Annotated in this window: 22 protein-coding genes and 1 other annotated feature; of the genes, 9 read left to right on the plus strand and 13 right to left on the minus strand. The window is 50.7% G+C overall.

What is annotated here, in order from left to right; all coding sequences use genetic code 11:
• Positions 1 to 18: 18 nt before the first annotated feature.
• From sthE to arcA, 8 genes are all read right to left on the minus strand, one after another.
• Entirely contained in the window at positions 19 to 1,104 is a 1,086-nt protein-coding gene (sthE, locus tag ACLJPE_RS13850) for a fimbrial major subunit SthE (RefSeq protein ID WP_001253782.1), read from the minus strand.
• A gap of 41 nt (positions 1,105 to 1,145) precedes the next feature.
• Positions 1,146 to 1,703 (minus strand): fimbrial protein, encoded by a 558-nt coding sequence (locus tag ACLJPE_RS13855; RefSeq protein ID WP_001056983.1) that lies wholly within the window; start codon positions 1,701 to 1,703, stop codon positions 1,146 to 1,148.
• A 17-nt stretch (positions 1,704 to 1,720) separates the two neighbouring features.
• On the minus strand, positions 1,721 to 4,258 hold the full coding sequence (locus ACLJPE_RS13860; RefSeq protein ID WP_039514736.1) for a fimbrial outer membrane usher protein: 2,538 nt from the start codon (positions 4,256 to 4,258) through the stop codon (positions 1,721 to 1,723).
• Between the two features lie 45 nt (positions 4,259 to 4,303).
• On the minus strand, positions 4,304 to 4,987 hold the full coding sequence (gene sthA / locus ACLJPE_RS13865) for a fimbrial biogenesis chaperone SthA (protein ID WP_000680514.1): 684 nt from the start codon (positions 4,985 to 4,987) through the stop codon (positions 4,304 to 4,306).
• A 70-nt stretch (positions 4,988 to 5,057) separates the two neighbouring features.
• Positions 5,058 to 5,603, minus strand: a complete 546-nt coding sequence (locus ACLJPE_RS13870; protein WP_000482248.1) for a fimbrial protein — start codon at positions 5,601 to 5,603, stop codon at positions 5,058 to 5,060.
• Positions 5,604 to 5,941: 338 nt separating this feature from the next.
• Entirely contained in the window at positions 5,942 to 6,613 is a 672-nt protein-coding gene (locus tag ACLJPE_RS13875; protein WP_000811639.1) for a winged helix-turn-helix transcriptional regulator, read from the minus strand.
• 384 nt (positions 6,614 to 6,997) lie between these two features.
• Positions 6,998 to 7,312, minus strand: coding sequence for a hypothetical protein (locus ACLJPE_RS13880; RefSeq protein ID WP_000749519.1), 315 nt, complete (start codon positions 7,310 to 7,312; stop codon positions 6,998 to 7,000).
• Between the two features lie 266 nt (positions 7,313 to 7,578).
• Positions 7,579 to 8,295 (minus strand): two-component system response regulator ArcA, encoded by a 717-nt coding sequence (gene arcA / locus ACLJPE_RS13885; protein ID WP_001194359.1) that lies wholly within the window; start codon positions 8,293 to 8,295, stop codon positions 7,579 to 7,581.
• Positions 8,296 to 8,390: 95 nt separating this feature from the next.
• Here arcA and yjjY point away from each other — a divergent pair, with 95 nt between their 5' ends.
• From yjjY to thrC, 6 genes are all read left to right on the plus strand, one after another.
• Positions 8,391 to 8,531: a protein YjjY gene (gene yjjY / locus ACLJPE_RS13890; protein ID WP_001541509.1), complete on the plus strand. Its 141-nt coding sequence runs from the start codon at positions 8,391 to 8,393 to the stop codon at positions 8,529 to 8,531.
• Positions 8,532 to 8,930: 399 nt separating this feature from the next.
• The gene (locus ACLJPE_RS13895) at positions 8,931 to 9,617 is read left to right on the plus strand and encodes a tRNA/rRNA methyltransferase (RefSeq protein ID WP_001266769.1); all 687 of its coding nucleotides are present in this window, start codon (positions 8,931 to 8,933) and stop codon (positions 9,615 to 9,617) included.
• 213 nt (positions 9,618 to 9,830) lie between these two features.
• Positions 9,831 to 9,896 carry a thr operon leader peptide gene (gene thrL, locus ACLJPE_RS13900; RefSeq protein WP_001575544.1) on the plus strand — a complete coding sequence of 22 codons (66 nt, stop codon included), beginning with the start codon at positions 9,831 to 9,833 and terminating at the stop codon, positions 9,894 to 9,896.
• Positions 9,832 to 9,952 (plus strand) — a sequence feature (Thr leader region). It overlaps the preceding gene by 65 nt.
• A 25-nt stretch (positions 9,953 to 9,977) precedes the next feature.
• Positions 9,978 to 12,440: a bifunctional aspartate kinase/homoserine dehydrogenase I gene (gene thrA, locus ACLJPE_RS13905; RefSeq protein ID WP_039514732.1), complete on the plus strand. Its 2,463-nt coding sequence runs from the start codon at positions 9,978 to 9,980 to the stop codon at positions 12,438 to 12,440.
• A 1-nt stretch (position 12,441) separates the two neighbouring features.
• Entirely contained in the window at positions 12,442 to 13,371 is a 930-nt protein-coding gene (thrB, locus tag ACLJPE_RS13910) for a homoserine kinase (protein WP_000241685.1), read from the plus strand.
• A 3-nt stretch (positions 13,372 to 13,374) separates the two neighbouring features.
• A complete protein-coding gene (gene thrC / locus ACLJPE_RS13915; protein ID WP_039514730.1) occupies positions 13,375 to 14,661 on the plus strand; it encodes a threonine synthase in 1,287 nt (428 codons plus the stop codon).
• 93 nt (positions 14,662 to 14,754) lie between these two features.
• Here thrC and yaaA read toward each other — a convergent pair whose 3' ends face one another.
• Together yaaA and ACLJPE_RS13925 are read right to left on the minus strand one after the other, a co-directional pair.
• A complete protein-coding gene (yaaA, locus tag ACLJPE_RS13920; RefSeq protein WP_000906174.1) occupies positions 14,755 to 15,528 on the minus strand; it encodes a peroxide stress protein YaaA in 774 nt (257 codons plus the stop codon).
• Between the two features lie 78 nt (positions 15,529 to 15,606).
• The gene (locus ACLJPE_RS13925; RefSeq protein WP_001642372.1) at positions 15,607 to 17,037 is read right to left on the minus strand and encodes an alanine/glycine:cation symporter family protein; all 1,431 of its coding nucleotides are present in this window, start codon (positions 17,035 to 17,037) and stop codon (positions 15,607 to 15,609) included.
• A gap of 268 nt (positions 17,038 to 17,305) precedes the next feature.
• On the opposite strand from ACLJPE_RS13925, the gene tal reads away from it, so the two are divergent.
• Entirely contained in the window at positions 17,306 to 18,259 is a 954-nt protein-coding gene (tal, locus tag ACLJPE_RS13930; RefSeq protein WP_000130179.1) for a transaldolase, read from the plus strand.
• Positions 18,260 to 18,369: 110 nt separating this feature from the next.
• Complete coding sequence (mog, locus tag ACLJPE_RS13935) at positions 18,370 to 18,960, plus strand: molybdopterin adenylyltransferase (RefSeq protein WP_000380373.1); 591 nt, start codon at positions 18,370 to 18,372, stop codon at positions 18,958 to 18,960.
• A gap of 55 nt (positions 18,961 to 19,015) precedes the next feature.
• Here the strand turns inward: mog and satP are convergent, their stop codons facing one another.
• The 3 genes from satP to ACLJPE_RS13950 form a co-directional block, all read right to left on the minus strand.
• Positions 19,016 to 19,582 (minus strand): acetate uptake transporter, encoded by a 567-nt coding sequence (gene satP / locus ACLJPE_RS13940; RefSeq protein ID WP_000528525.1) that lies wholly within the window; start codon positions 19,580 to 19,582, stop codon positions 19,016 to 19,018.
• A 149-nt stretch (positions 19,583 to 19,731) separates the two neighbouring features.
• Positions 19,732 to 20,445 carry an acidic protein MsyB gene (msyB, locus tag ACLJPE_RS13945; protein WP_023137528.1) on the minus strand — a complete coding sequence of 238 codons (714 nt, stop codon included), beginning with the start codon at positions 20,443 to 20,445 and terminating at the stop codon, positions 19,732 to 19,734.
• Between the two features lie 35 nt (positions 20,446 to 20,480).
• A complete protein-coding gene (locus ACLJPE_RS13950) occupies positions 20,481 to 20,885 on the minus strand; it encodes a DUF2541 family protein (protein WP_001258082.1) in 405 nt (134 codons plus the stop codon).
• Between the two features lie 348 nt (positions 20,886 to 21,233).
• Here ACLJPE_RS13950 and dnaK point away from each other — a divergent pair, with 348 nt between their 5' ends.
• Positions 21,234 to 23,150, plus strand: coding sequence for a molecular chaperone DnaK (gene dnaK, locus ACLJPE_RS13955; RefSeq protein WP_000516126.1), 1,917 nt, complete (start codon positions 21,234 to 21,236; stop codon positions 23,148 to 23,150).
• The last annotated feature ends 19 nt before the right edge of the window (positions 23,151 to 23,169 follow it).

The following is a 23,169-nucleotide window of genomic DNA, read 5'->3' on the forward strand; positions in this document are numbered from 1 at the left end:
CCAGAAACTGTGATGCCGTTAGTTATAGGTCAGGTTTAATGTTGCCGTGGCATTCGCTTGCCCGGCCGTTACCGTGGCGGCGGTTTTATAGTAGCGCGCGCTAATTTTCAGGGTGGTCGACATATTCATGGTTCCGCCGCTAACCGTCTGGCTGCCATCGGCATTGGTGGTAATAGCGTGAGTAAAGAGATCAATTTTTTGATTGATTGGCAAACTGTCGGTAAAGAAACCAGCGTCCGGCGCCTGAATACCCAACTGTACGCCAACGCCGGTTGCGCTGGTTGGCGCGCTTGCATTGCTCAACTGGATGACTGAATTATCAGGGTTATTTCCGCTGGCAGGTTGGGCGCTTAACGATGCGGAAATAGCGGTGCCTTGTTCGCAGGTCAATAAGATATCCTGCTCGCCTGTGCCCGCGGTTTGACTATTAGTGAAACTGCCTAAATTGACGCTGCCTAAATCCACGGTGATGGCAGGTGTTTCTACCCGACATCCCATTGCTTTCATAATCAATTGCGTATTCCCCAAATACAGATGGGTCAGGATATCGCCGCCGGAGTCTTCCGTTGCGCTATCGCGAAAAGATACGCGCGCCAGTGGACTTTGGAATGTCGCGGTACCGGAGGTGATCGGACCGCCTAAGGCGACCAGTTCAACATTGTAGGCGGGAGCCATCGCATGGTGTGTTTTATTGCCATCGCCATTATGGTAGGTATTATCGATTGGCATGACATTATCGTAAGGGCCAGCATTCGTTTGGGTTTTAATCGCAATGCCCACGCCGGAAATCCCGGTGCTAAATACCGGCGTGTTGTTCCCGTCATTCGCATTGATTGTCGCTGATGCATTTGACTGCGCGCTACCGGGTTCATATAAAAAACCGACCTTATAATCGCGACTACAGCCATCCATTGTGACTTCGGAGGTGGAAACCCAGCCCGATTGCCACAACACCTCGCCTGCGGTATAGGCGTGGCTATCCACCACAAGCTGCGACGGCGGGGTGATAGTGATCGCGCCTTCATTTCCGGAACGTTTACAGGAAGCGTAACCATAACTGGAGTACGCGAACAGCAGAATAAGCGCCAGATATAACCTTCTCATGAAAAATTCCTGCTTTTATACCAGGTGAAAATAGAAAGATGTTATTGCCATGCGATAGTGATCGTCACAACGGACGTGAAATCCCCTGCCGTGACTTTTCCGTGCGGGGTATACATCCTTGCGGCGACAGGCAAATTGGCTTCATGGGTATTACTGTTGATATCCACCGTGTAAGTGACGTTGTTGGCCAGATTGACCAGACTTTTACCGTCCAGGTTAAAAAGCTGTAATCCTAAATCCTGCGCCGGATTGGCCGCGCTGTTTGCATAAATCGCAGAAGCATAATTTGGATCGGGATAAGGTACGCCATTAAATGAAATCGCGGCTTTTGTGGTCGTTGCCGGGCAATTCGTCATTTTTATGGTGAAAGGAATGGTGGCGGTATTGCCGCCGGCCACAGCGATATCCGCCCGGGCATATTGTCCAAGAGAGAGCGTGTCGGGGACCGTCACGGTACACGGATCGGCATAAATTAATCCCGTAACGTTAATGTCTACGGCATCTGCGGTATTGTATGCCGCGCTGATCGAGGGCGACCATAATGCCAGACCCGTGAACGTTAACAGGGCGGCTAATGCAGCAAATCTGTTCATATTCATCTTTTATCCCACCAGAATCACTGGCATTGCTCGTGTAAGATTTCTACGCCAGAAGCGGAGGGGGAGCTCGGTATACGATAAGAGACCTGACACCGGTCTGCTGCTGTTGGTCCCCACTTCACTAATAACCGCCCTTGTTTTTCCAGTCCGGTTAACCAGGCCTGCCCCGCATCACCAACAAAACTGCTGTGATTGTCTGGTTTTGTTAAAGACGAGACGGTCGCGCCAAAAGGAACAGGCAGATTGTTTATGCGGGTTAATACCATCAATGCCTTGTAACCAATATTGGTTTTATATTCAGCCCTGACCACCGCGCCACGGGTAGGCACCAGCGTTTTACTGGTATCAATGAGCTCAATATTTTTTCTAATGCCAGTCGTATCTAAAGACACTTCATTACGATGGTAAGGCGAAGCATAAGGTACGACGGCATAGCCCCGAAAATCGGTGTCCACGCCCGTTTCGTTATTCACGGGGACACCCGCTGCGCCAGGGGCTTTAACCAATATGATGGTGTCGTCCATTGGCTGGGATAGTGTCAGGCCATTTCGATGTAGTAGTACGCCGCCCTGAACGCCATAATTCAGGCGACGCATATGATTATCGTAGCTATACCCGCCGTTAATATCCGCATACGTCCCGTTATAGGTTGCGCTCACATTACCGCTGGTGGCTTTCTCTTGAGAGGAATAACCTTCCTGAACGCTCCATGAGAGATTTTTCTGTGCCAGCGCTGTTCCGTTTAAACCGACAGTGTGCGTGGTATCGCCGTCTTTCGCGGAGTTCATATTGTAGGTGGCATACGTTGACGGCATAAAGGCATCTAACGGAATACTAATATTGATTGAAATTTGCTGGTCATTACTGTCTTCCGTATCGTCGTCTTCATCCTGAGAATTATCGGTGTTCAGCGTATAAGAATAGTTAATGCCATAGCTTACGTTATGCCATGTGTTGTTATAGCCAATACCTAATGATGTGGTATGAGTGTCATTCCAGTAATCTTCATTATATAAAGTGAGTGAAATGGAACCGTAGATAATGTCTTGCGATAACGACAGGTCGGTGCGATTACGTACATGATCATAGTGACTATTATCGCTATAGGTATCCAGCACATCCTCAAGAGCGTAGTAATCTTTGGTCGAATAACGGTAGCCAGCGACAGTGAAATTGGTGCCTGTTGACTGAATATCTTTGCTGTAACGAATACGCCAGGACTGTCCGGTAAGCGTATCGCTAACCACATCGCCTGCTTTAATTTTTGACCATGAATTGGTGACGTCTAAAGACAATGCGCCCAGATCGCCAAGGTTTAAGCCTGTCCCGATGAGCGCCGCATGATAAATATCATTGCTCAGCGTACTCTCTATTCCGCCATAGGCGGTTATGCCGCCTGCTAATCCGTATAAGGCCGTCAGTTCTGCGAAATTCTGTTGCGCGGAATGCGTATCTGATGAACGCGTGCGGCCTACCGTCAGGTCGTATTTCAGGTGGCCTTCACGCTGTAATACCGGAACGCTGGCGTAGGGCACAATGAAATGCTGTTCAGAACCATCGGATTCTTTGATGGTGACGTACAGGTCGCCCGAACCGCCGGTTGGATAAAGATCATTAATGGCGAATGGACCCGCCGGAACGTTAGTTTTGTAGATGGTATAACCGTTTTGTTCAACGGTTACCTGCGCGCTGCTTTTGGCCACCCCGCGAATGACCGGGGCGAACCCTTTCATACTGTCCGGCAACATATCGTCATCAGAAGAGATCTGTACGCCCTTAAATGAAATACTGTCAAAGACGTCCGCTGGCGTGTTATTTTCCCCAGCGATCAGCTGTCCTTTTAAAAATTCGATATCGCGAGAAACATAGGTGTAGGCAGAATCCCAGCTATTTTGCCCATCGCTATCATGATTCCAGGTTGAGTAGTTACGAAAACGCCATGCGCCAATGTTAATACCTGGGCGCAGGTTAGCGTATTCGCTATTTTCCGTCCGGTTTTCATCAATATCGTGATCCTGCGATCCGGTAAAACTGTAATTCAGCAAAAAAGCATTAATGCCTTCATCCCATTCGCTGGTAGGGACGAATTCTCGCGGGTCGGCGATCAACGCGATTTGAGGGATCGCTAAATCCAGCCGGTTACCGATGACATTAAACTTTGCTACAGCGCCAGCCAGCAGACTAAGATCGGTACACCCGTTTGGGTCATTTTGAAGCTCGGGGAAGTTTTCTGTTTTTACGCCCCACTGCTTGAGTTGTTCAACGCTAAGACACGGCTGTAGGGAGAGCTTATTATCTGCTGATTTTTTATTTTTAAAGGCAATATTTTTTGTTTCAACATTGGTGTTATTAATATAAATATCAACGTTATAGGTGCCTTCTGCCTGCCCCCCCTTTTCGAAAACCGATAGATCGACATTCTCCACGCCCGGTTCATCATTTTCCAACGATAATGGATTAAAATGATCATGCGCTAACGCTGGTTTTATGGAACAGCATATAAAGAGAAACGATAACGCTAATTGAGAACGGGGCTCTACTCTGGAGAATTGCACAGTAAAAGTCCTGAAAGGGTAAAAGTAAAGTGAAGTCGTTAATGGCTAGAATGAACCGGAATGCGGCTCTAAACTCATCCCATAATCGCTGATTAATCGCCACGTTACCGTGCCATGAGGGGCGGCAGTAGAACTCAATTTAAATGACGCTGATGATTTTGGCGGAACGAAGGTCGCTGATTTCACTTCATGGCTGTTAAGCGTCACACTGGCAAAGTTCATATAATAGGGCGTGGGGTTATTTACGGTAATAACATCACCTGCCGTCTGCCATTTTAATTGTTGGCTCTGGCTATCAGGCGTCGATTTTGTTAATGCTGGCGGCCGATATATAAGCTTTATTTGGGTATTAATGGAGATTTCCACGCGGTTCGCGGAGGCATTATCATCAATAGAAGGAATACCCTTAATATTGAGCCAGTACATAGATTCCCGATCTGCAGGTAGGGGGGCGCCAGAGCGAATAACCCGAATGCTGTTCTTTTGCCCGGCATCAAGGCGAAAAAGAGGCGGGGTGATAATAAACGCCTGCTTATTTGTGACCTGGGGATCGGCAACCGATAACCATGACTGAACAAGATTCGCTTTGCTGTCTTTATTCTCTACATTGATTGACGAATCATCATTATTGCCGTCGAAAACCAGTCGGGTTCCGCCAACAACAATGCTGGCATGGGCAACATGGCTTGTCAGTAATACGACCAACACGGATTTCTTTATGTGTTTCATTTTTTACTCTGTAAAGATGTTTTACGCTATGGACTGGCATCCTGCCTGTCCACATCAGGATGAGAATGCCTTACTGATACGAAACGGTATACGTAACCTGAGTGCTAACATCTCCACCGGTTACGGTTGCGGAACCATCGTTTGCCATGGCGGCGTAATAGGTAAAGTCTGCTGTCGAGCCGTCGGTTGGCAGGTTTACTGCGGCATCATCCGTGTTATCTGTCACATCGCTATGTGAGGCGTTCTGAATAGAAATACCGACACCCGCGGCGCCCGTTTCCGATCCTTCGTCCGCGTTTTTGAAGTACGTTGGGTTGGAATCATCTGTTGCGCCGTGGAAGCGGAACATGGCCTGGGTTGGTACGCCAGTCCCTGCTTCCGGGCAGCTAACCAGGCTTACGGTAAACGGCACGTAATCGGTTGTGGCACCTTTTTCCGCGATGCGTTCTTTGCTGTAATTACCTAAATCAATGGTGGTATCCGTGGAGCCATTAACCTGAACCGTACACGCCTGATCGTAAATTTTGCCATTGAACGTAATCGTGTTCTGGGCAAATACCGGTGTGGATGCTACGGCAGTTAACATTGCCAGGATCATAATTTTCTTATTAAACATATTAATTGTTGCCTGATTCTATTCGCTGAAAAATAAAGATAGCTATATAAAATAAAATATTATATTTTACTCTGTATGCGCTTCTTTCTGTTCTGTAGATAAGCAGGCGGCTATTCTACGTATATCAACTATGAACTCAATAAAAATTCTGATGCAATATTGAACGGCAGTCCAGTTTCGGACCCGGTAACAAAGTTTAATAAAATACCACTAAAGAAGTACGCTTGATGACTGGATTTATAGAGCAAGATCTCTTTTTTGATAATAGTTATTATTTCCTGGAGGATTTATTTAACTCTATATTGCTTTATTTTTAAGAATATACGACGCTTGTCCGTTTAAAATGAAACCGGCAGGTTTCGAAGCTCTAACAGTCTTCCATGCAGTATTTTTATATAGTCCCCCGCTTTTAGTTCTGAAAGTACCTGCATGATACGGCTGCGTGAAAGCCCGGTTCTCTGCTGTATGAAGTTCTGTGCGTTGATCTCAAATCGTGAGCTTTCAGGATACGACCACAGTTCAAGTAACAGCGCTTTTATCTGGCTATAGGCGTCCTGCCCGATAAGGTTTCTGTCACGGTTAGTCATGAAAGCAATGCGGTACATCAGGATGTTCGAAATGTCACGCCAGAGATGCTTTTCATCGGCTATTTCCACAAAATCTTTTACTGGGACAGGATAATATTCACAGGTGGTTTCGGCGATAAAAAAGACGTCTGAATTCTCTTCTAACTGGTATAAGTCAGCATAGGCATCTACAAGGCCTAAAATCATTGGTGAGACACCGCAGCCCATTACAATGCTGTCGATACGCCGACATACTTTAATAGCGCCTTTAGTGATTAACAGGATGTGGGATTGATTATCAATCCTGATATCCAGTGTTTTACCGGCCGTAATAGTGACAGGGGAGATGTTTTGAATAACGTGCCGATGAATATTTAAAATGGCTTGCAGGTTTTTTTCTTTCCCTGTGGGACGATACACATTCCCGCCGTTTAACTGCTTCATATCTTCCCCATTATTATGGCTGATAAAGTGGTTGACTATTAAAAGGTAAAGATAAATTTAATATTCACTTAAAATTATAATTAAGTAAATTAAAATAGCCAACAAGAATATTTAAGTCAATGTATTCACCTTATCAATGCATGAGCGACAACGCTGTTTGTAAGGTTAACCATAGTAAATGTGATGATTTTATTTGCAATCATTTTATGACAGCTATCATAGGTACCGTGCTTAACGAGCGCGTAGAGCATACAGGATAGCGAAGCGATGAACATCGCTGTTGGAGGATACGAATGAGAGAAAAGTACAAAATGCAGGCGGGCGGCGTTTTACTGAGCGAAATCGCCGCCTGCCGGAACTCCTCCCGGCGGGAGCCATAAGCGGTTAGCGGTACTGGACGATCAGGCTTTGAATCTCCGGATGATCTTTTAACGACACGTGCCGTACCGTGGCGATTCCATTCATCAACGAAATAGCGTTTCCAGACGGTGTGGCGACTGTCTGCAAATGGGGGATATTATTCCGCAAACATGATACCTCGATATTGCGATCGTGAGGCGCAAGATTACAACCATATTCGACAATCTGACCTTTGAAATGAATAACGCCTGCGGAGACCGGCGCGGTAGCAGCCAGCGCGACTGATGAAGCTGACATCGCTGCACAAAACAGGTAGCAGCATAATGGTGATTTTTTCATCCTTTGAAACCTCACGTCCTGTGAGCATCCCCTTATTTTTTGGGGACTAACAAATCCCGTGTATTACTCTTTAATGTAAATACACAAACTACCTTAACTTTCGCAAGCTGAGATAAACAGCGCTATACGACAATTTTTATGTAAAAGAGTACGTCATAACGGCAGGTCAGGAGGGAAAGCGAGGCCGCTTAGCGGAAGGGGAGCATAAGAAACAGCCAGTAAGAATAACTTACCGGCTGTTTTTACGGTTCGGCGCCTGGGCCGAATTAATCCTGCAGGTCGCCGCAGAAGCGATAACCTTCGCCGTGAATGGTGGCGATGATTTCCGGCGTATCCGGCGTGGATTCGAAATGCTTACGAATACGACGAATGGTAACGTCAACAGTACGGTCATGCGGCTTCAGCTCACGCCCGGTCATTTTCTTCAACAGCTCTGCGCGCGACTGAATTTTGCCAGGGTTTTCGCAGAAGTGAAGCATCGCGCGGAACTCGCTGCGCGGTAGTTTATACTGCTCGCCGTCCGGGCCGATCAGTGAACGACTGTTGATATCCAGTTCCCAACCGTTGAACTTGTAGCTTTCAACGCTACGACGCTCTTCGCTGACGGTACCCAGGTTCATGGTACGGGACAGCAGGTTGCGGGCACGGATGGTCAATTCGCGTGGGTTAAACGGTTTGGTGATGTAATCATCCGCGCCGATTTCGAGGCCGAGAATTTTGTCGACTTCGTTATCGCGGCCCGTCAGGAACATCAGCGCAACGTTAGCCTGTTCACGCAGTTCACGCGCTAACAGGAGACCGTTTTTCCCTGGCAGATTGATATCCATGATCACCAGGTTGATGTCATATTCAGAGAGGATCTGATGCATTTCCGCGCCATCTGTCGCTTCGAATACATCATAGCCTTCCGCTTCGAAAATACTTTTCAACGTGTTGCGTGTTACCAACTCGTCTTCAACGATAAGAATGTGCGGGGTCTGCATGTTTGCTACCTAAATTGCCAACTAAATCGAAACAGGAAGTACAAAAGTCCCTGACCTGCCTGATGCATGTCGCAAATTAACATGATCGGCGTAACATGACTAAAGTACGTAATTGCGTTCTTGATGCACTTTCCATCAACGTCAACAACATCATTAGCTTGGTCGTGGGTACTTTCCCTCTGGACCCGACAGTGTCAAAAACGGCTGTCATCCTAACCATTTTAACAGCAACATAACAGGCTAAGACGTACCGGACACCTAATAAAACTACGCTTCGTTGACATATATCAAGTTCAATTGTAGCACGTTAACAGTTTGATGAAATCATCGTAGCTAAATGCTAGCTTTCATCACAAATTTGCAATATTCCAACTAGTTACGTAAGCCAACTAATAAATGCGATGAATCCAAAGAGCAGGATCTATTTTAAATTAAATTATCCTAAATAAACAGCAGGATAACGATGTTCTGTTAACATAAACAGCAATAGTACAGATACGCAATAGTGTAGCGTCTTTTACGAAATCAAAAATGCTTTTTCAGTGATATCCGTTAAAATTTTGTAAATTTGCGAAGCGTAATATGCTTACAAACGCCAGCTAATTTCCTGTAAATTAGTCAAAAAGAGTAATGAAATGCGTGTAACAATCGTTCTTGTCGCTCCCGCCAGAGCGGAAAATATCGGCGCAGCCGCCCGGGCTATGAAGACCATGGGATTTACTGACCTGCGTATTGTCGACAGCCAGGCGCACCTGGAGCCCGCCACCCGTTGGGTCGCACATGGATCTGGAGATATTATTGATAATATTGAGGTTTTCCACACCCTTGCCGACGCGCTCCACGATGTGGATTTTACCGTCGCGACGACAGCCCGCAGCCGGGCAAAATTTCATTACTACGCTTCGCCCGCTGAACTGGTTCCCTTATTACAGGAAAAATCACGCTGGATGCGTCATGCCGCGCTGGTTTTTGGCCGTGAGGATTCCGGTTTGACCAATGACGAGCTGGCGCTGGCGGATGTATTGACCGGCGTGCCGATGGCGGCGGATTACCCTTCGCTCAATCTGGGACAGGCAGTCATGGTGTATTGCTATCAATTAGCAGGTTTAATGCAACAGACCACAGAATCCGTTGATATTGCTGATGAATCGCAGTTACAGGCGTTACGCGCGCGCCTTTTACGCCTGCTAACGACTCTGGAGGCGGCCGATGACCACAAATTAACCGACTGGCTACAACAGCGAATTGGCCTGCTGGGACAGCGAGATACGGTAATGTTGCACCGTTTGGTCCATGATATTGAAAAAAAACTAACAAAATAACGTGCTGTAATTTTTAAAATAATAAGAGATTACGTCTGGTTGCAAGAGATCATAACAGGGGGAATTGGTTGAAACTAAATATATCGCCAGCAGCACATGAACAAGTTTCGGAATGTGATCAATTTAAAAATTTATTGACTTAGGCGGGCAGATACTTTAACCAATATAGGAATACAAGACAGACAAATAAAAATGACAGAGTACACAACATCCATGAACCGCATCAGCACCACCACCATTACCACCATCACCATTACCACAGGTAACGGTGCGGGCTGACGCGTACAGGAAACACAGAAAAAAGCCCGCACCTGAACAGTGCGGGCTTTTTTTTCGACCAGAGATCACGAGGTAACAACCATGCGAGTGTTGAAGTTCGGCGGTACATCAGTGGCAAATGCAGAACGTTTTCTGCGTGTTGCCGATATTCTGGAAAGCAATGCCAGGCAAGGGCAGGTAGCGACCGTACTTTCCGCCCCCGCGAAAATTACCAACCATCTGGTGGCAATGATTGAAAAAACTATCGGCGGCCAGGATGCTTTGCCGAATATCAGCGATGCCGAACGTATTTTTTCCGATCTGCTCGCAGGACTTGCCAGCGCACAGCCGGGATTCCCGCTTGCACGGTTGAAAATGGTTGTCGAACAAGAATTCGCTCAGATCAAACATGTTTTGCATGGTATCAGCCTGCTGGGTCAGTGCCCGGATAGCATCAACGCCGCGCTGATTTGCCGTGGCGAAAAAATGTCGATCGCGATTATGGCGGGACTCCTGGAGGCGCGTGGACATCGCGTCACGGTGATTGATCCGGTAGAAAAATTGCTGGCGGTGGGCCATTACCTTGAATCTACCGTCGATATCGCGGAATCGACTCGCCGTATCGCCGCCAGCCAGATCCCAGCCGATCACATGATCCTGATGGCGGGCTTTACCGCCGGTAATGAAAAGGGTGAACTGGTGGTGCTGGGCCGTAATGGTTCCGACTATTCCGCCGCCGTGCTGGCCGCCTGTTTACGCGCTGACTGCTGTGAAATCTGGACTGACGTCGATGGCGTGTATACCTGTGACCCACGTCAGGTGCCGGACGCCAGGCTGCTGAAATCGATGTCCTACCAGGAAGCGATGGAACTCTCTTACTTCGGCGCCAAAGTCCTTCACCCTCGCACCATTACGCCTATCGCCCAGTTCCAGATCCCCTGTCTGATTAAAAATACCGGCAATCCGCAGGCGCCAGGAACGCTGATCGGCGCATCCAGCGACGATGATAATCTGCCGGTTAAAGGGATCTCTAACCTTAACAACATGGCGATGTTTAGCGTCTCCGGCCCGGGAATGAAAGGGATGATTGGGATGGCGGCGCGTGTTTTCGCCGCCATGTCTCGCGCCGGGATCTCGGTGGTGCTCATTACCCAGTCCTCCTCTGAGTACAGCATCAGCTTCTGTGTGCCGCAGAGTGACTGCGCGCGTGCCCGACGTGCGATGCAGGATGAGTTCTATCTGGAGCTGAAAGAGGGGCTGCTGGAGCCGCTGGCGGTTACTGAGCGGTTGGCGATTATCTCTGTTGTCGGCGACGGTATGCGCACGCTACGCGGCATTTCAGCGAAATTCTTCGCCGCGCTGGCGCGGGCTAATATCAATATCGTGGCGATCGCTCAGGGATCTTCTGAGCGTTCCATTTCTGTGGTGGTGAATAACGACGATGCCACCACCGGCGTGCGGGTAACGCACCAGATGCTGTTCAATACCGATCAGGTGATTGAAGTGTTTGTCATTGGCGTCGGCGGCGTCGGCGGCGCGCTACTGGAACAGCTTAAACGTCAGCAAACCTGGCTGAAGAACAAGCACATCGATCTACGCGTGTGCGGCGTGGCGAACTCAAAGGCGTTGCTAACCAATGTGCATGGCCTGAATCTGGACAACTGGCAGGCGGAACTGGCGCAAGCGAACGCGCCGTTCAATCTGGGACGCTTAATTCGCCTGGTGAAAGAATATCATCTACTCAATCCGGTGATTGTTGATTGTACCTCCAGTCAGGCGGTGGCCGACCAGTATGCCGACTTCCTGCGTGAAGGATTCCATGTGGTGACGCCAAACAAGAAAGCGAACACCTCGTCGATGGACTACTACCATCAGCTACGTTTCGCCGCCGCGCAATCACGGCGCAAATTCTTGTATGACACCAACGTCGGTGCCGGTTTGCCGGTGATCGAAAACCTGCAAAACCTGCTGAATGCGGGTGATGAACTGCAAAAATTTTCCGGCATTCTTTCCGGGTCGCTCTCTTTTATTTTCGGTAAACTGGAAGAGGGGATGAGTCTCTCACAGGCGACCGCTCTGGCGCGCGAGATGGGCTATACCGAACCCGATCCGCGCGACGATCTTTCCGGTATGGATGTGGCGCGTAAACTGTTGATCCTCGCCCGCGAGACGGGCCGCGAGCTGGAGCTTTCCGATATCGTGATTGAACCGGTGTTGCCGGACGATTTTGACGCCTCCGGCGATGTGACCGCTTTTATGGCGCATCTGCCGCAGCTTGACGATGCGTTTGCCGCCCGTGTGGCAAAAGCTCGTGATGAAGGTAAGGTATTGCGCTATGTGGGCAATATCGAAGAGGATGGCGTGTGCCGCGTGAAGATTGCCGAAGTTGATGGTAACGATCCGCTCTTCAAAGTGAAAAACGGTGAAAACGCACTGGCGTTCTACAGCCACTATTATCAGCCCTTGCCGTTGGTGCTGCGCGGCTACGGCGCAGGCAATGATGTGACGGCGGCGGGCGTGTTTGCCGATCTGTTACGGACCCTCTCATGGAAGTTAGGAGTTTAACATGGTGAAAGTGTATGCCCCGGCTTCCAGCGCGAACATGAGCGTCGGTTTCGACGTGTTGGGCGCGGCCGTCACACCCGTTGACGGCACGTTGCTGGGCGATGTGGTATCCGTTGAAGCAGCGGACCATTTCCGTCTGCATAACCTGGGGCGATTTGCCGATAAACTGCCGCCGGAGCCGCGTGAAAATATTGTTTATCAGTGCTGGGAACGTTTTTGCCAGGCATTGGGGAAAACCATCCCGGTGGCGATGACGCTGGAAAAAAATATGCCGATTGGTTCCGGGTTAGGGTCCAGCGCCTGTTCCGTCGTTGCTGCGCTGGTCGCGATGAATGAGCACTGCGGCAAACCGTTAAACGACACGCGTCTGTTGGCGCTGATGGGCGAGCTGGAAGGCCGTATCTCCGGCAGCATCCATTACGATAACGTCGCGCCGTGCTTTCTTGGCGGTATGCAGCTGATGATTGAAGAAAACGGCATTATTAGTCAGCAGGTGCCGGGCTTTGATGAGTGGCTATGGGTACTGGCTTATCCGGGCATTAAAGTTTCTACCGCAGAAGCACGGGCCATTTTGCCTGCGCAGTATCGCCGTCAGGATTGCATTGCGCATGGACGGCATCTGGCCGGTTTTATTCACGCCTGTTACTCGCGGCAGCCGCAGCTTGCCGCCGCGCTGATGAAAGATGTTATTGCCGAACCATACCGCGCGCGTTTACTGCCGGGCTTTAGCCAGGCGCGGCAGGCGGTATCGGAGATCGGCGCGCTGGCGAGCGGGATTTCAGGATCGGGGCCGACGCTGTTTGCGCTATGCGATAAACCGGAGACGGCGCAGCGCGTCGCGGACTGGCTGAGCAAACATTATCTGCAAAATCAGGAAGGCTTCGTTCATATTTGCCGGCTGGATACGGCGGGCGCACGAGTAGTGGGATAATCAATGAAACTCTATAATCTGAAAGACCATAATGAGCAGGTCAGCTTTGCGCAGGCCGTCACGCAAGGACTGGGCAAACAGCAGGGACTTTTTTTTCCGCACGATCTGCCGGAGTTTAGCCTGACGGAAATTGATGAGATGCTCAACCAGGACTTTGTCAGCCGTAGCGCAAAGATCCTCTCGGCATTTATTGGCGATGAAATACCGCAGCAAATTCTGGAAGAGCGCGTCCGCGCGGCGTTTGCGTTCCCGGCGCCGGTAGCGCAGGTAGAAAGCGATGTCGGTTGCCTGGAGCTATTCCATGGTCCGACGCTGGCCTTTAAAGACTTCGGCGGGCGTTTTATGGCGCAAATGCTGACGCATATCAGCGGCGACAAACCGGTGACGATTCTGACCGCAACGTCAGGTGATACCGGCGCGGCGGTGGCTCACGCGTTCTATGGCCTGGAAAATGTGCGGGTCGTCATTCTCTACCCGCGCGGTAAAATCAGTACGTTGCAGGAAAAACTGTTCTGTACGCTGGGCGGCAACATTGAAACCGTGGCGATCGACGGCGATTTCGACGCTTGCCAGGCGCTGGTGAAACAGGCATTTGATGACGAAGAACTGAAAACGGCGCTGGGGCTGAATTCGGCTAATTCAATTAATATCAGCCGCCTGTTGGCGCAAATTTGCTACTACTTTGAAGCCGTGGCGCAACTGCCGCAGGGGGCGCGTAACCAACTGGTGATCTCCGTCCCCAGCGGCAACTTTGGCGATTTGACGGCAGGGCTGCTGGCGAAGTCGTTAGGCCTACCGGTGAAACGTTTTATCGCCGCCACCAACGTCAACGACACGGTGCCGCGTTTTCTGCATGACGGAAAGTGGGCACCGAAAGCGACGCAGGCGACCCTGTCGAATGCGATGGATGTCAGCCAGCCGAATAACTGGCCGCGCGTGGAGGAGCTATTCCGCCGTAAAATCTGGCGCCTGACTGAGCTGGGCTATGCGGCGGTGGATGACACTACGACACAGCAGACGATGCGCGAGCTGAAAGCGAAAGGTTATATCTCGGAACCTCATGCGGCGGTAGCGTATCGGGCATTACGCGACCAGTTAAACCCTGGCGAGTATGGCTTGTTTCTCGGAACGGCGCATCCGGCGAAGTTTAAAGAAAGCGTGGAGTCCATTCTGGGAGAAACGCTGGCCTTGCCTGAAGCGCTCGCCGAACGCGCCGATCTGCCGCTGCTTTCACATCATCTGCCTGCGGATTTTGCCGCCCTGCGTAAGCTGATGATGACCCGCCAGTAACCATTGCGCCCGGTGGCGCTGTCGCTTACCGGGCCTATGGGGTGGTGTCGATTTGTAGGCCGGATAAGGCGTAACCGCCATCCGGCGATGTCGTTACTGCTCGTAGCGTTTAAAGACCAGCTCGTCTTTTGTGGAGGTTTCTTCATCAAAGAAATACCCTTCACGGTCAAACGCGGTAAGCTGTTCCGGCTTCGTTAAGCGGTTTTCAATAATAAAACGGCTCATCAGTCCGCGCGCTTTTTTGGCGTAGAAGCTTACCACCTTAAACTTGCCGTTTTTCTCATCAAGGAACACGGGCTTAATCAGTTCGGCATTCAGTTTCTTCGGCTTCACCGATTTAAAATATTCCTCGGAGGCCAGATTCACCACCACCCGATCGCCCTGCGCCTCAAGCGCTTCGTTGAGCTTATCGGTAATGATATCGCCCCAGAATTGATAAAGATCTTTGCCGCGCGGATTCTCCAGGCGAATCCCCATCTCCAGACGATAAGGCTGCATTAAATCCAGCGGGCGCAATACGCCATACAAGCCAGAGAGCATACGCAGATGTTGTTGAGCAAAATCAAAATCCGCGTCGTTGAACGTTTCCGCCTGTAGGCCGGTATAAACATCGCCTTTGAACGCCAGAATCGCCTGGCGTGCATTATCCGGCGTAAAATGAGGCTGCCAGTCATGAAAACGCGTGGCGTTGAGATCCGCCAGTTTGTCGCTAATTCCCATCAGCCTGGAAATTTGCGGCGCCGAAAGCTGGCGGGCCTGTTGAATAAGCTGCTGGCTGTGATCCAACAGCTCCGGCTGGGTATAGCGGGTCGTGGCCAGCGGGCTTTGATAATCAAGCGTTTTTGCAGGTGAAATCAGAATCAGCATATCCAGTCCTTGCAGGGAATTTTCTGCGACTTTAGCAAAAAAACGCCGCAGAGTTGACCGATGGTTGCGATTGTCGGCTTAATCGCGCGATGCCGCATCCCAGGTATCTGGCGCCAGTTGTGGTTCGATATCCGGGAAGCGCCGCGGATCGAACTGCGGTCTTACGCCCAGTTTCCGTTGTCGCAGATAATCGCTGGCGAGGGTATACACCACCGGTGAGAGCAACAAAATCGCCGTCAGATTGGTAATGGCCATACAGGCCATGATCATGTCAGCGAGCTGCCATATCAGCGGAAAACTGATAAGCGTACCGGCGATAACCATGCCAAGCGTCGCAAGGCGTAATAGCCAGATGGCCTTTGCGTTATGTAACCGCAGAAAAAACAGATTGTTTTCAGCGTAAATATAGTTGGCGACGATAGAACTGAACGCGAACAGAATGACGATAAGCGCGACAAAACTGGCGCCCCATTCACCGGTCAACGAAACCATTGCATGTTGGAGAAGCTGAATGCCTTCTGTTGACGAGTGGGACGCGTGATTCCCCGCCAGCAGGATAATCATCGCGCTGGCGGTACAGATGATAATGGTGTCACTGAATACGCCAATCATTTGCACAATCCCCTGCGCGACTGGGTGAGGGGGATACGACGTTGCCGCCGCGGCCGCATTAGGCGTTGACCCCATACCCGCTTCATTAGAGAACATCCCACGCTGAAAACCGCTGGTAATAGCCTGAGTGAGCGTATATCCGGCTGCACCTGCCGCGGCTTCCTGCCAGCCAAATGCGCTTTTGACTATCGAGGCGATAACGCCAGGCATTTGCTCAATATGCCAGAGGCAAATGAACACGCTGCCGGCGACCCACAATAACGCGATGAGGGGAATCAGCCATTGCATCAGGCGGGCGACGCCTTTTATGCCGCGAATGATAATTAACAGGGCACAGAACGCCAGAGCAATGCCGGAGATAAGTGGCGGAATGTTGAAGGCGAAATGGAACGCGCGTGAGACGGCATTCGCCTGCACGCTATTAAAAATCAACCCGTAGGCGACGAGCAGAAAGAGGGCGAAAACCACGCCCATCCAGCGCATTCCCAGCCCGCGCGCCATATACCACGCCGGGCCGCCGCGGAACTGGCCTGTCGGGTCACGTTCTTTATAAAGCTGGGCAAGCGAACACTCGGCGAAGGAGGTCGCCATGCCAATGATGGCCGAGACCCACATCCAGAATACCGCGCCGGGACCGCCTGCGGCGATAGCCAGCGCCACGCCGGCCAGATTACCGCTGCCAATCCGCGCCGCGAGGCTGGTACACAGCGCCTGAAACGACGTCAGGCCGCCTGGCTGCGGGCTAAGGCTGCCTTTCAGACTGCGGCCAAATTGGCGAATATAACGAAACTGAATGAATCCGGTACGCCAGGTAAACCAACATCCTGCGCCGAGCAGCAGGTAAATCATTACCGAGCCCCAGAGTATTTCGTTAATAAAACTGAAAAACTCAGGCATTAACGTCCCTCTTGTTGATGCCGGCACGCTTTGATAATCCTGTATAAGCGTGACCCATGATGTAGATGACCTTGTCAGACTAATATTAACGGCAGTTTACCATAAATACGGCGGTATCCTTTAATTGCGCATCAACCGTCGGCAGATACGCAAACAGTGCACAAGGGCAGCCAGGTGCATGTAGGCGGTTGCGCTGTGAGTGCGTCGTGTTATCATCAGGGTAGACCGGTTACATCCCCTAACAAGCTGTTTAAAGAGAAACTCTATCATGACGGACAAATTGACCTCCCTTCGTCAGTTCACCACCGTAGTGGCTGATACCGGAGATATCGCGGCAATGAAGCTGTATCAGCCGCAGGATGCTACAACTAACCCTTCTCTCATTCTTAACGCAGCGCAAATCCCGGAATATCGTAAGCTGATTGACGATGCTGTCGCCTGGGCGAAACAGCAGAGCAGCAACCGCGCGCAGCAGGTTGTTGACGCGACCGATAAGCTGGCGGTGAATATTGGCCTGGAAATTCTGAAGCTGGTGCCGGGGCGTATTTCTACCGAAGTTGACGCGCGTCTGTCTTATGACACTGAAGCGTCTATCGCCAAAGCAAAACGTATCATTAAACTCTACAATGATGCGGGTATCAGCAACGATCGTATCCTGATCAAGCTGGCGTCCACCTGGCAGGGCATTCGCGCAGCCGAACAGCTGGAAAAAGAAGGCATCAACTGTAACCTGACGCTGCTGTTCTCCTTCGCGCAGGCGCGTGCGTGCGCCGAAGCGGGCGTCTACCTGATCTCGCCGTTCGTAGGTCGTATTCTTGACTGGTATAAAGCCAATACCGACAAGAAAGACTATGCGCCAGCTGAAGATCCGGGCGTGGTTTCCGTAACGGAAATCTACGAGTACTACAAACAGCATGGTTACGAAACCGTCGTTATGGGCGCAAGCTTCCGTAACGTAGGCGAAATTCTGGAGCTGGCGGGCTGCGACCGTCTGACTATCGCGCCGGCATTGCTGAAAGAACTGGCGGAAAGCGAAGGGGCGATTGAGCGTAAGCTCTCTTTCTCCGGCGAAGTCAAAGCGCGTCCGGAACGCATTACCGAAGCCGAGTTCCTGTGGCAGCATCACCAGGATCCGATGGCGGTTGACAAACTGGCGGATGGTATCCGTAAGTTTGCGGTAGACCAGGAAAAACTGGAAAAAATGATCGGCGATCTGCTGTAATCATTAACGCGTGGCCCTGATATGGGTCACGCTACCTCTTCTGAAACCTGTCTGTCCTTCCCTTCGCAGTGTATCATTCTGTTTAACGAGACTGTTTTAACGGAATAATTATGGATACCTTACGTATTGGCTTAGTTTCTATCTCCGACCGCGCTTCAAGCGGCGTTTACCAGGATAAAGGCATTCCTGCGCTTGAGGAGTGGCTCGCTTCTGCACTGACCACGCCTTTCGAGGTCCAACGGCGCTTAATTCCTGATGAACAGGAAATTATCGAGCAAACGTTGTGTGAACTGGTCGATGAGATGAGCTGTCATCTGGTGCTGACCACTGGCGGTACCGGTCCGGCACGTCGCGACGTCACGCCGGACGCGACCCTTGCCATCGCTGACCGTGAAATGCCAGGTTTTGGCGAGCAGATGCGCCAGATCAGCCTGCGCTTTGTGCCGACCGCCATTCTTTCCCGCCAGGTGGGCGTTATCCGTAAACAGGCGTTAATTCTTAATCTGCCTGGACAGCCAAAATCGATCAAAGAAACGCTGGAAGGCGTAAAAGCGGACGATGGCAGCGTTAGCGTGCCGGGCATTTTTGCGAGCGTGCCGTATTGCATACAGCTGCTTGACGGGCCGTATGTCGAAACCGCGCCGGAAGTGGTTGCCGCTTTCCGTCCGAAGAGCGCCAGACGTGAGAATATGTCATCCTGACCGGAAGATACTGATAGTAGGGTTATTCCTCCCGGTGCGGGAGGAATAAAGAGATTTAGTGCGCTTCGCCGATTGGCAGAATAGTGCGGCCAAATTGCTCGTTTAGCACTTCACCCATCGCCAGATAAATAGCGCTGGCACCGCAAACCAGACCAACCCAGCCTGCGATATGGATAATGGCTTCGTTACCGGTGATATTGCCGACCGCCAGCAGAGCGAACAGTACGGTCAGGCTCAGGAAAACAAATTGCAGCGCGCGGGCGGCTTTCAGCGTACCAAAGAACATAAACAGCGTGAACACGCCCCACAGACCTAAATAAGCGCCGAGTAGCTGAGCGTCAGGCGCATCCGTCAGGCCCATTTTCGGCATCAGCAGGATAGCGACCAGCGTCAGCCAGAACGAACCGTAAGAGGTAAAGGCCGTTAAACCAAAGGTATTGCCTTTTTTGTACTCCAGCAGACCGGCAAAAATTTGCGCGATACCGCCGTAGAAAATCCCCATCGCCAGAATAATACCGTCCAGGGCGAAAAAACCGGCATTGTGCAGGTTAAGCAGAATGGTGGTCATGCCGAAGCCCATCAGGCCCAGCGGTGCCGGATTAGCCAACTTAGTGTTGCCCATAATTCCTCAAAATCATCATAATTGAATGGTGAAATAGTTTCCCAGAATAACGAGTTCCGTATTCGGGGCGCGGCATAATAATCAGGGGGAAGAGGACTGTCTATGATCTAATAAGGGGGAAAAGAAAATATTTCCCCCTGTGAGGGCATTCACGCCTGAACGGCTGCCATCATTCGTCGCAGGCAGGCTATTTGCAACACCGCCGGAATAGTCACGCGATACGCGCTGCCGCTCATCGCTTTGACGCCGTTTAACGCCGCGCCGACCGGGCCGCCAAGACCTGCGCCGCGCAGCAATCCGTGGCCCAGGATGCTCATTGCGGCATGGGTACGCAAAATGCGGGTAAGCTGGGTGGAAAGCAGGTGGGAGACCCCTTTTGCCAGACTGCGATCTTTCATGAGCAGCGGCAGCAGTTCTTCCAGTTCAGAAACTTTGGCGTCTACGGCTTGCAGAAATTCCTGCTTATGCGCCGCGTCCATCTTCTGCCAGGTATGACGTAAAAAATGCTCCAGCAGTTGCTGTTCTATTTCAAACGTCGATATGCTTTTATCTGCTTTGAGTTTTAGCCGCTTTGCGACATCCAGCAGAATCGCGCGGTACTGTTTTCCGTGTCCGCGCAATTTGTTGGCGATACTGTCGCCGCCGTAATGCTGAAACTCGCCGGCAATGAGCTGCCAGTTACGGCGGTGTTGCTCCGGGTGACCTTCCATCGCTTTGAACAGCTCGTTATGACTAAGGACGCTCGACAAGCGAGCTTTGCCCTTTTCGTTATGCGTCAGCAAACGGGCGAAATCGGCGAGTTGTTCTTCGCTACAATGCTGAAGAAAGTCTAAATCCTCGTCGTGTAAATAAGTGACGTTCATTTTCAGTCTGGCTTTTGGAATAGAAATAACAGCGATTAATCGTCGCCAATGACTTTAAGTCTCGCCATATCGGAAGAATTTACCGTATGGCCTGAGAAGGTAATCTTTGATACGCAGCGTTTGTTGTCGTTATCGCTATTAATATTGATCCAGCCTGTCGTCTGGCCCTCTTTGATTGAGGAAGGGACGTTCAGGTTTTGGCTGGCGCTACGCGCAGTTTTAAAATAGACGGATGCGCCGCTAAGTTCGATGTCGCCGTGATCCGCCGTGAGTTGAATGCGCTTCACGATGCGGCAGACGGGAATTTTCAGCGCGAGATCGTTCGTTTCATTTCTGGGCATGGCAATAACACCCAGTATTTTATGGTCGTTCGCGTGCGCGACGCTACTTAACGCCAGGCCGAAAAGCAGGCCGGCGGAAATCGTTAACACAGATCGCATGGAATTTCTCTTTGACGGGTTCAATAAGCAATTACCGTCTATCATACTCTGCTCATGGCAACGATTCAGTTTTGTAATCTTTTCTTTTTATTACAATTTTTCCGTGAATGGTATTCGTTGTTTAATTTATTTCATGAATATTTATCTGTCTGGTTTTCCATCGCGCCCTCTCGTCACTAAAAAATTTTTTCATCTCCCCCTTGATGACGTGGGTTACGACCCCATCTTGTAGTCAACCGCAGTGGTGAGTCTGAAAAAAAACGATTCAGGGTAGTTGAAACCGCACGTTTCGCCCTTATTACAGATTCACAACCACATGATGACCGAATTTTTAGTGGAGACGTTTAGATGGGTAAAATTATTGGTATCGACCTGGGTACTACCAACTCTTGTGTAGCGATTATGGATGGAACGCAGGCACGCGTGCTGGAGAACGCCGAGGGCGATCGCACTACGCCTTCTATCATTGCTTATACCCAGGATGGTGAAACTCTGGTTGGTCAGCCGGCTAAACGTCAGGCAGTGACAAACCCGCAAAACACCCTGTTTGCGATTAAACGCCTGATTGGCCGCCGCTTCCAGGACGAAGAAGTTCAACGTGACGTTTCTATCATGCCGTACAAAATCATCGGCGCCGACAACGGCGACGCATGGCTTGATGTGAAAGGTCAGAAAATGGCGCCGCCGCAGATTTCTGCCGAAGTGCTGAAGAAAATGAAGAAAACGGCTGAAGATTATCTGGGCGAACCGGTAACTGAAGCGGTTATCACCGTACCGGCTTACTTTAACGATGCTCAGCGTCAGGCTACCAAAGACGCCGGCCGTATCGCAGGTCTGGAAGTCAAACGTATCATCAACGAACCGACTGCCGCAGCGCTGGCTTACGGTCTGGATAAAGAAGTCGGCAACCGTACTATCGCGGTTTACGACCTCGGTGGTGGTACTTTCGATATCTCTATTATCGAAATCGACGAAGTTGATGGCGAAAAAACCTTTGAAGTTCTGGCAACCAACGGTGATACCCACCTGGGTGGTGAAGACTTCGATACCCGCCTGATCAACTACCTCGTTGACGAGTTTAAGAAAGATCAGGGCATTGACCTGCGTAACGATCCGCTGGCAATGCAGCGCCTGAAAGAAGCCGCAGAAAAAGCCAAAATCGAGCTGTCTTCTGCGCAGCAGACCGACGTGAACCTGCCGTACATTACCGCAGATGCCACCGGTCCGAAACACATGAACATCAAAGTGACTCGTGCGAAACTGGAAAGCCTGGTTGAAGATCTGGTGAACCGTTCTATCGAGCCGCTGAAAGTCGCACTGCAGGACGCTGGCCTGTCCGTGTCTGATATCAACGACGTGATCCTCGTCGGCGGTCAGACCCGTATGCCAATGGTGCAGAAAAAAGTGGCTGAGTTCTTTGGTAAAGAGCCGCGTAAAGACGTTAACCCGGACGAAGCTGTGGCTATCGGCGCAGCGGTTCAGGGCGGCGTTCTGACCGGCGACGTGAAAGACGTACTGCTGCTGGACGTTACCCCGCTGTCTCTGGGTATCGAAACGATGGGTGGCGTGATGACTCCGCTTATCACCAAAAACACCACCATCCCGACCAAGCACAGCCAGGTGTTCTCTACTGCGGAAGACAACCAGTCTGCGGTAACCATCCATGTGCTGCAGGGTGAGCGTAAACGTGCGTCTGATAACAAATCTCTGGGTCAGTTCAACCTGGATGGTATCAACCCGGCGCCGCGCGGTATGCCGCAGATCGAAGTTACCTTCGATATCGATGCTGACGGTATCCTGCACGTTTCCGCGAAAGACAAAAATAGCGGTAAAGAGCAGAAGATCACCATCAAGGCATCTTCTGGTCTGAACGAGGAAGAAATTCAGAAAATGGTTCGCGATGCAGAAGCGAACGCTGAATCCGACCGTAAGTTCGAAGAGCTGGTTCAGACCCGTAACCAGGGCGACCATCTGCTGCACAGCACCCGTAAGCAGGTTGAAGAAGCAGGCGATAAACTGCCGGCTGATGACAAAACCGCTATCGAGTCTGCCCTGAGCGCGCTGGAAACTGCCCTGAAAGGCGAAGATAAAGCCGCTATCGAAGCGAAAATGCAGGAACTGGCGCAGGTTTCCCAGAAACTGATGGAAATCGCTCAGCAGCAACATGCGCAGCAGCAGGCTGGCTCCGCTGACGCTTCTGCAAACAACGCGAAAGATGACGACGTTGTCGACGCTGAGTTTGAAGAAGTAAAAGATAAAAAATAATCGCCCTTTGAACGGGTAA

The sequence above is a fragment of the Salmonella sp. SAL04196 genome, from assembly GCF_046550835.1.
Classification (GTDB): Bacteria; Pseudomonadota; Gammaproteobacteria; order Enterobacterales; family Enterobacteriaceae; genus Salmonella; species Salmonella enterica.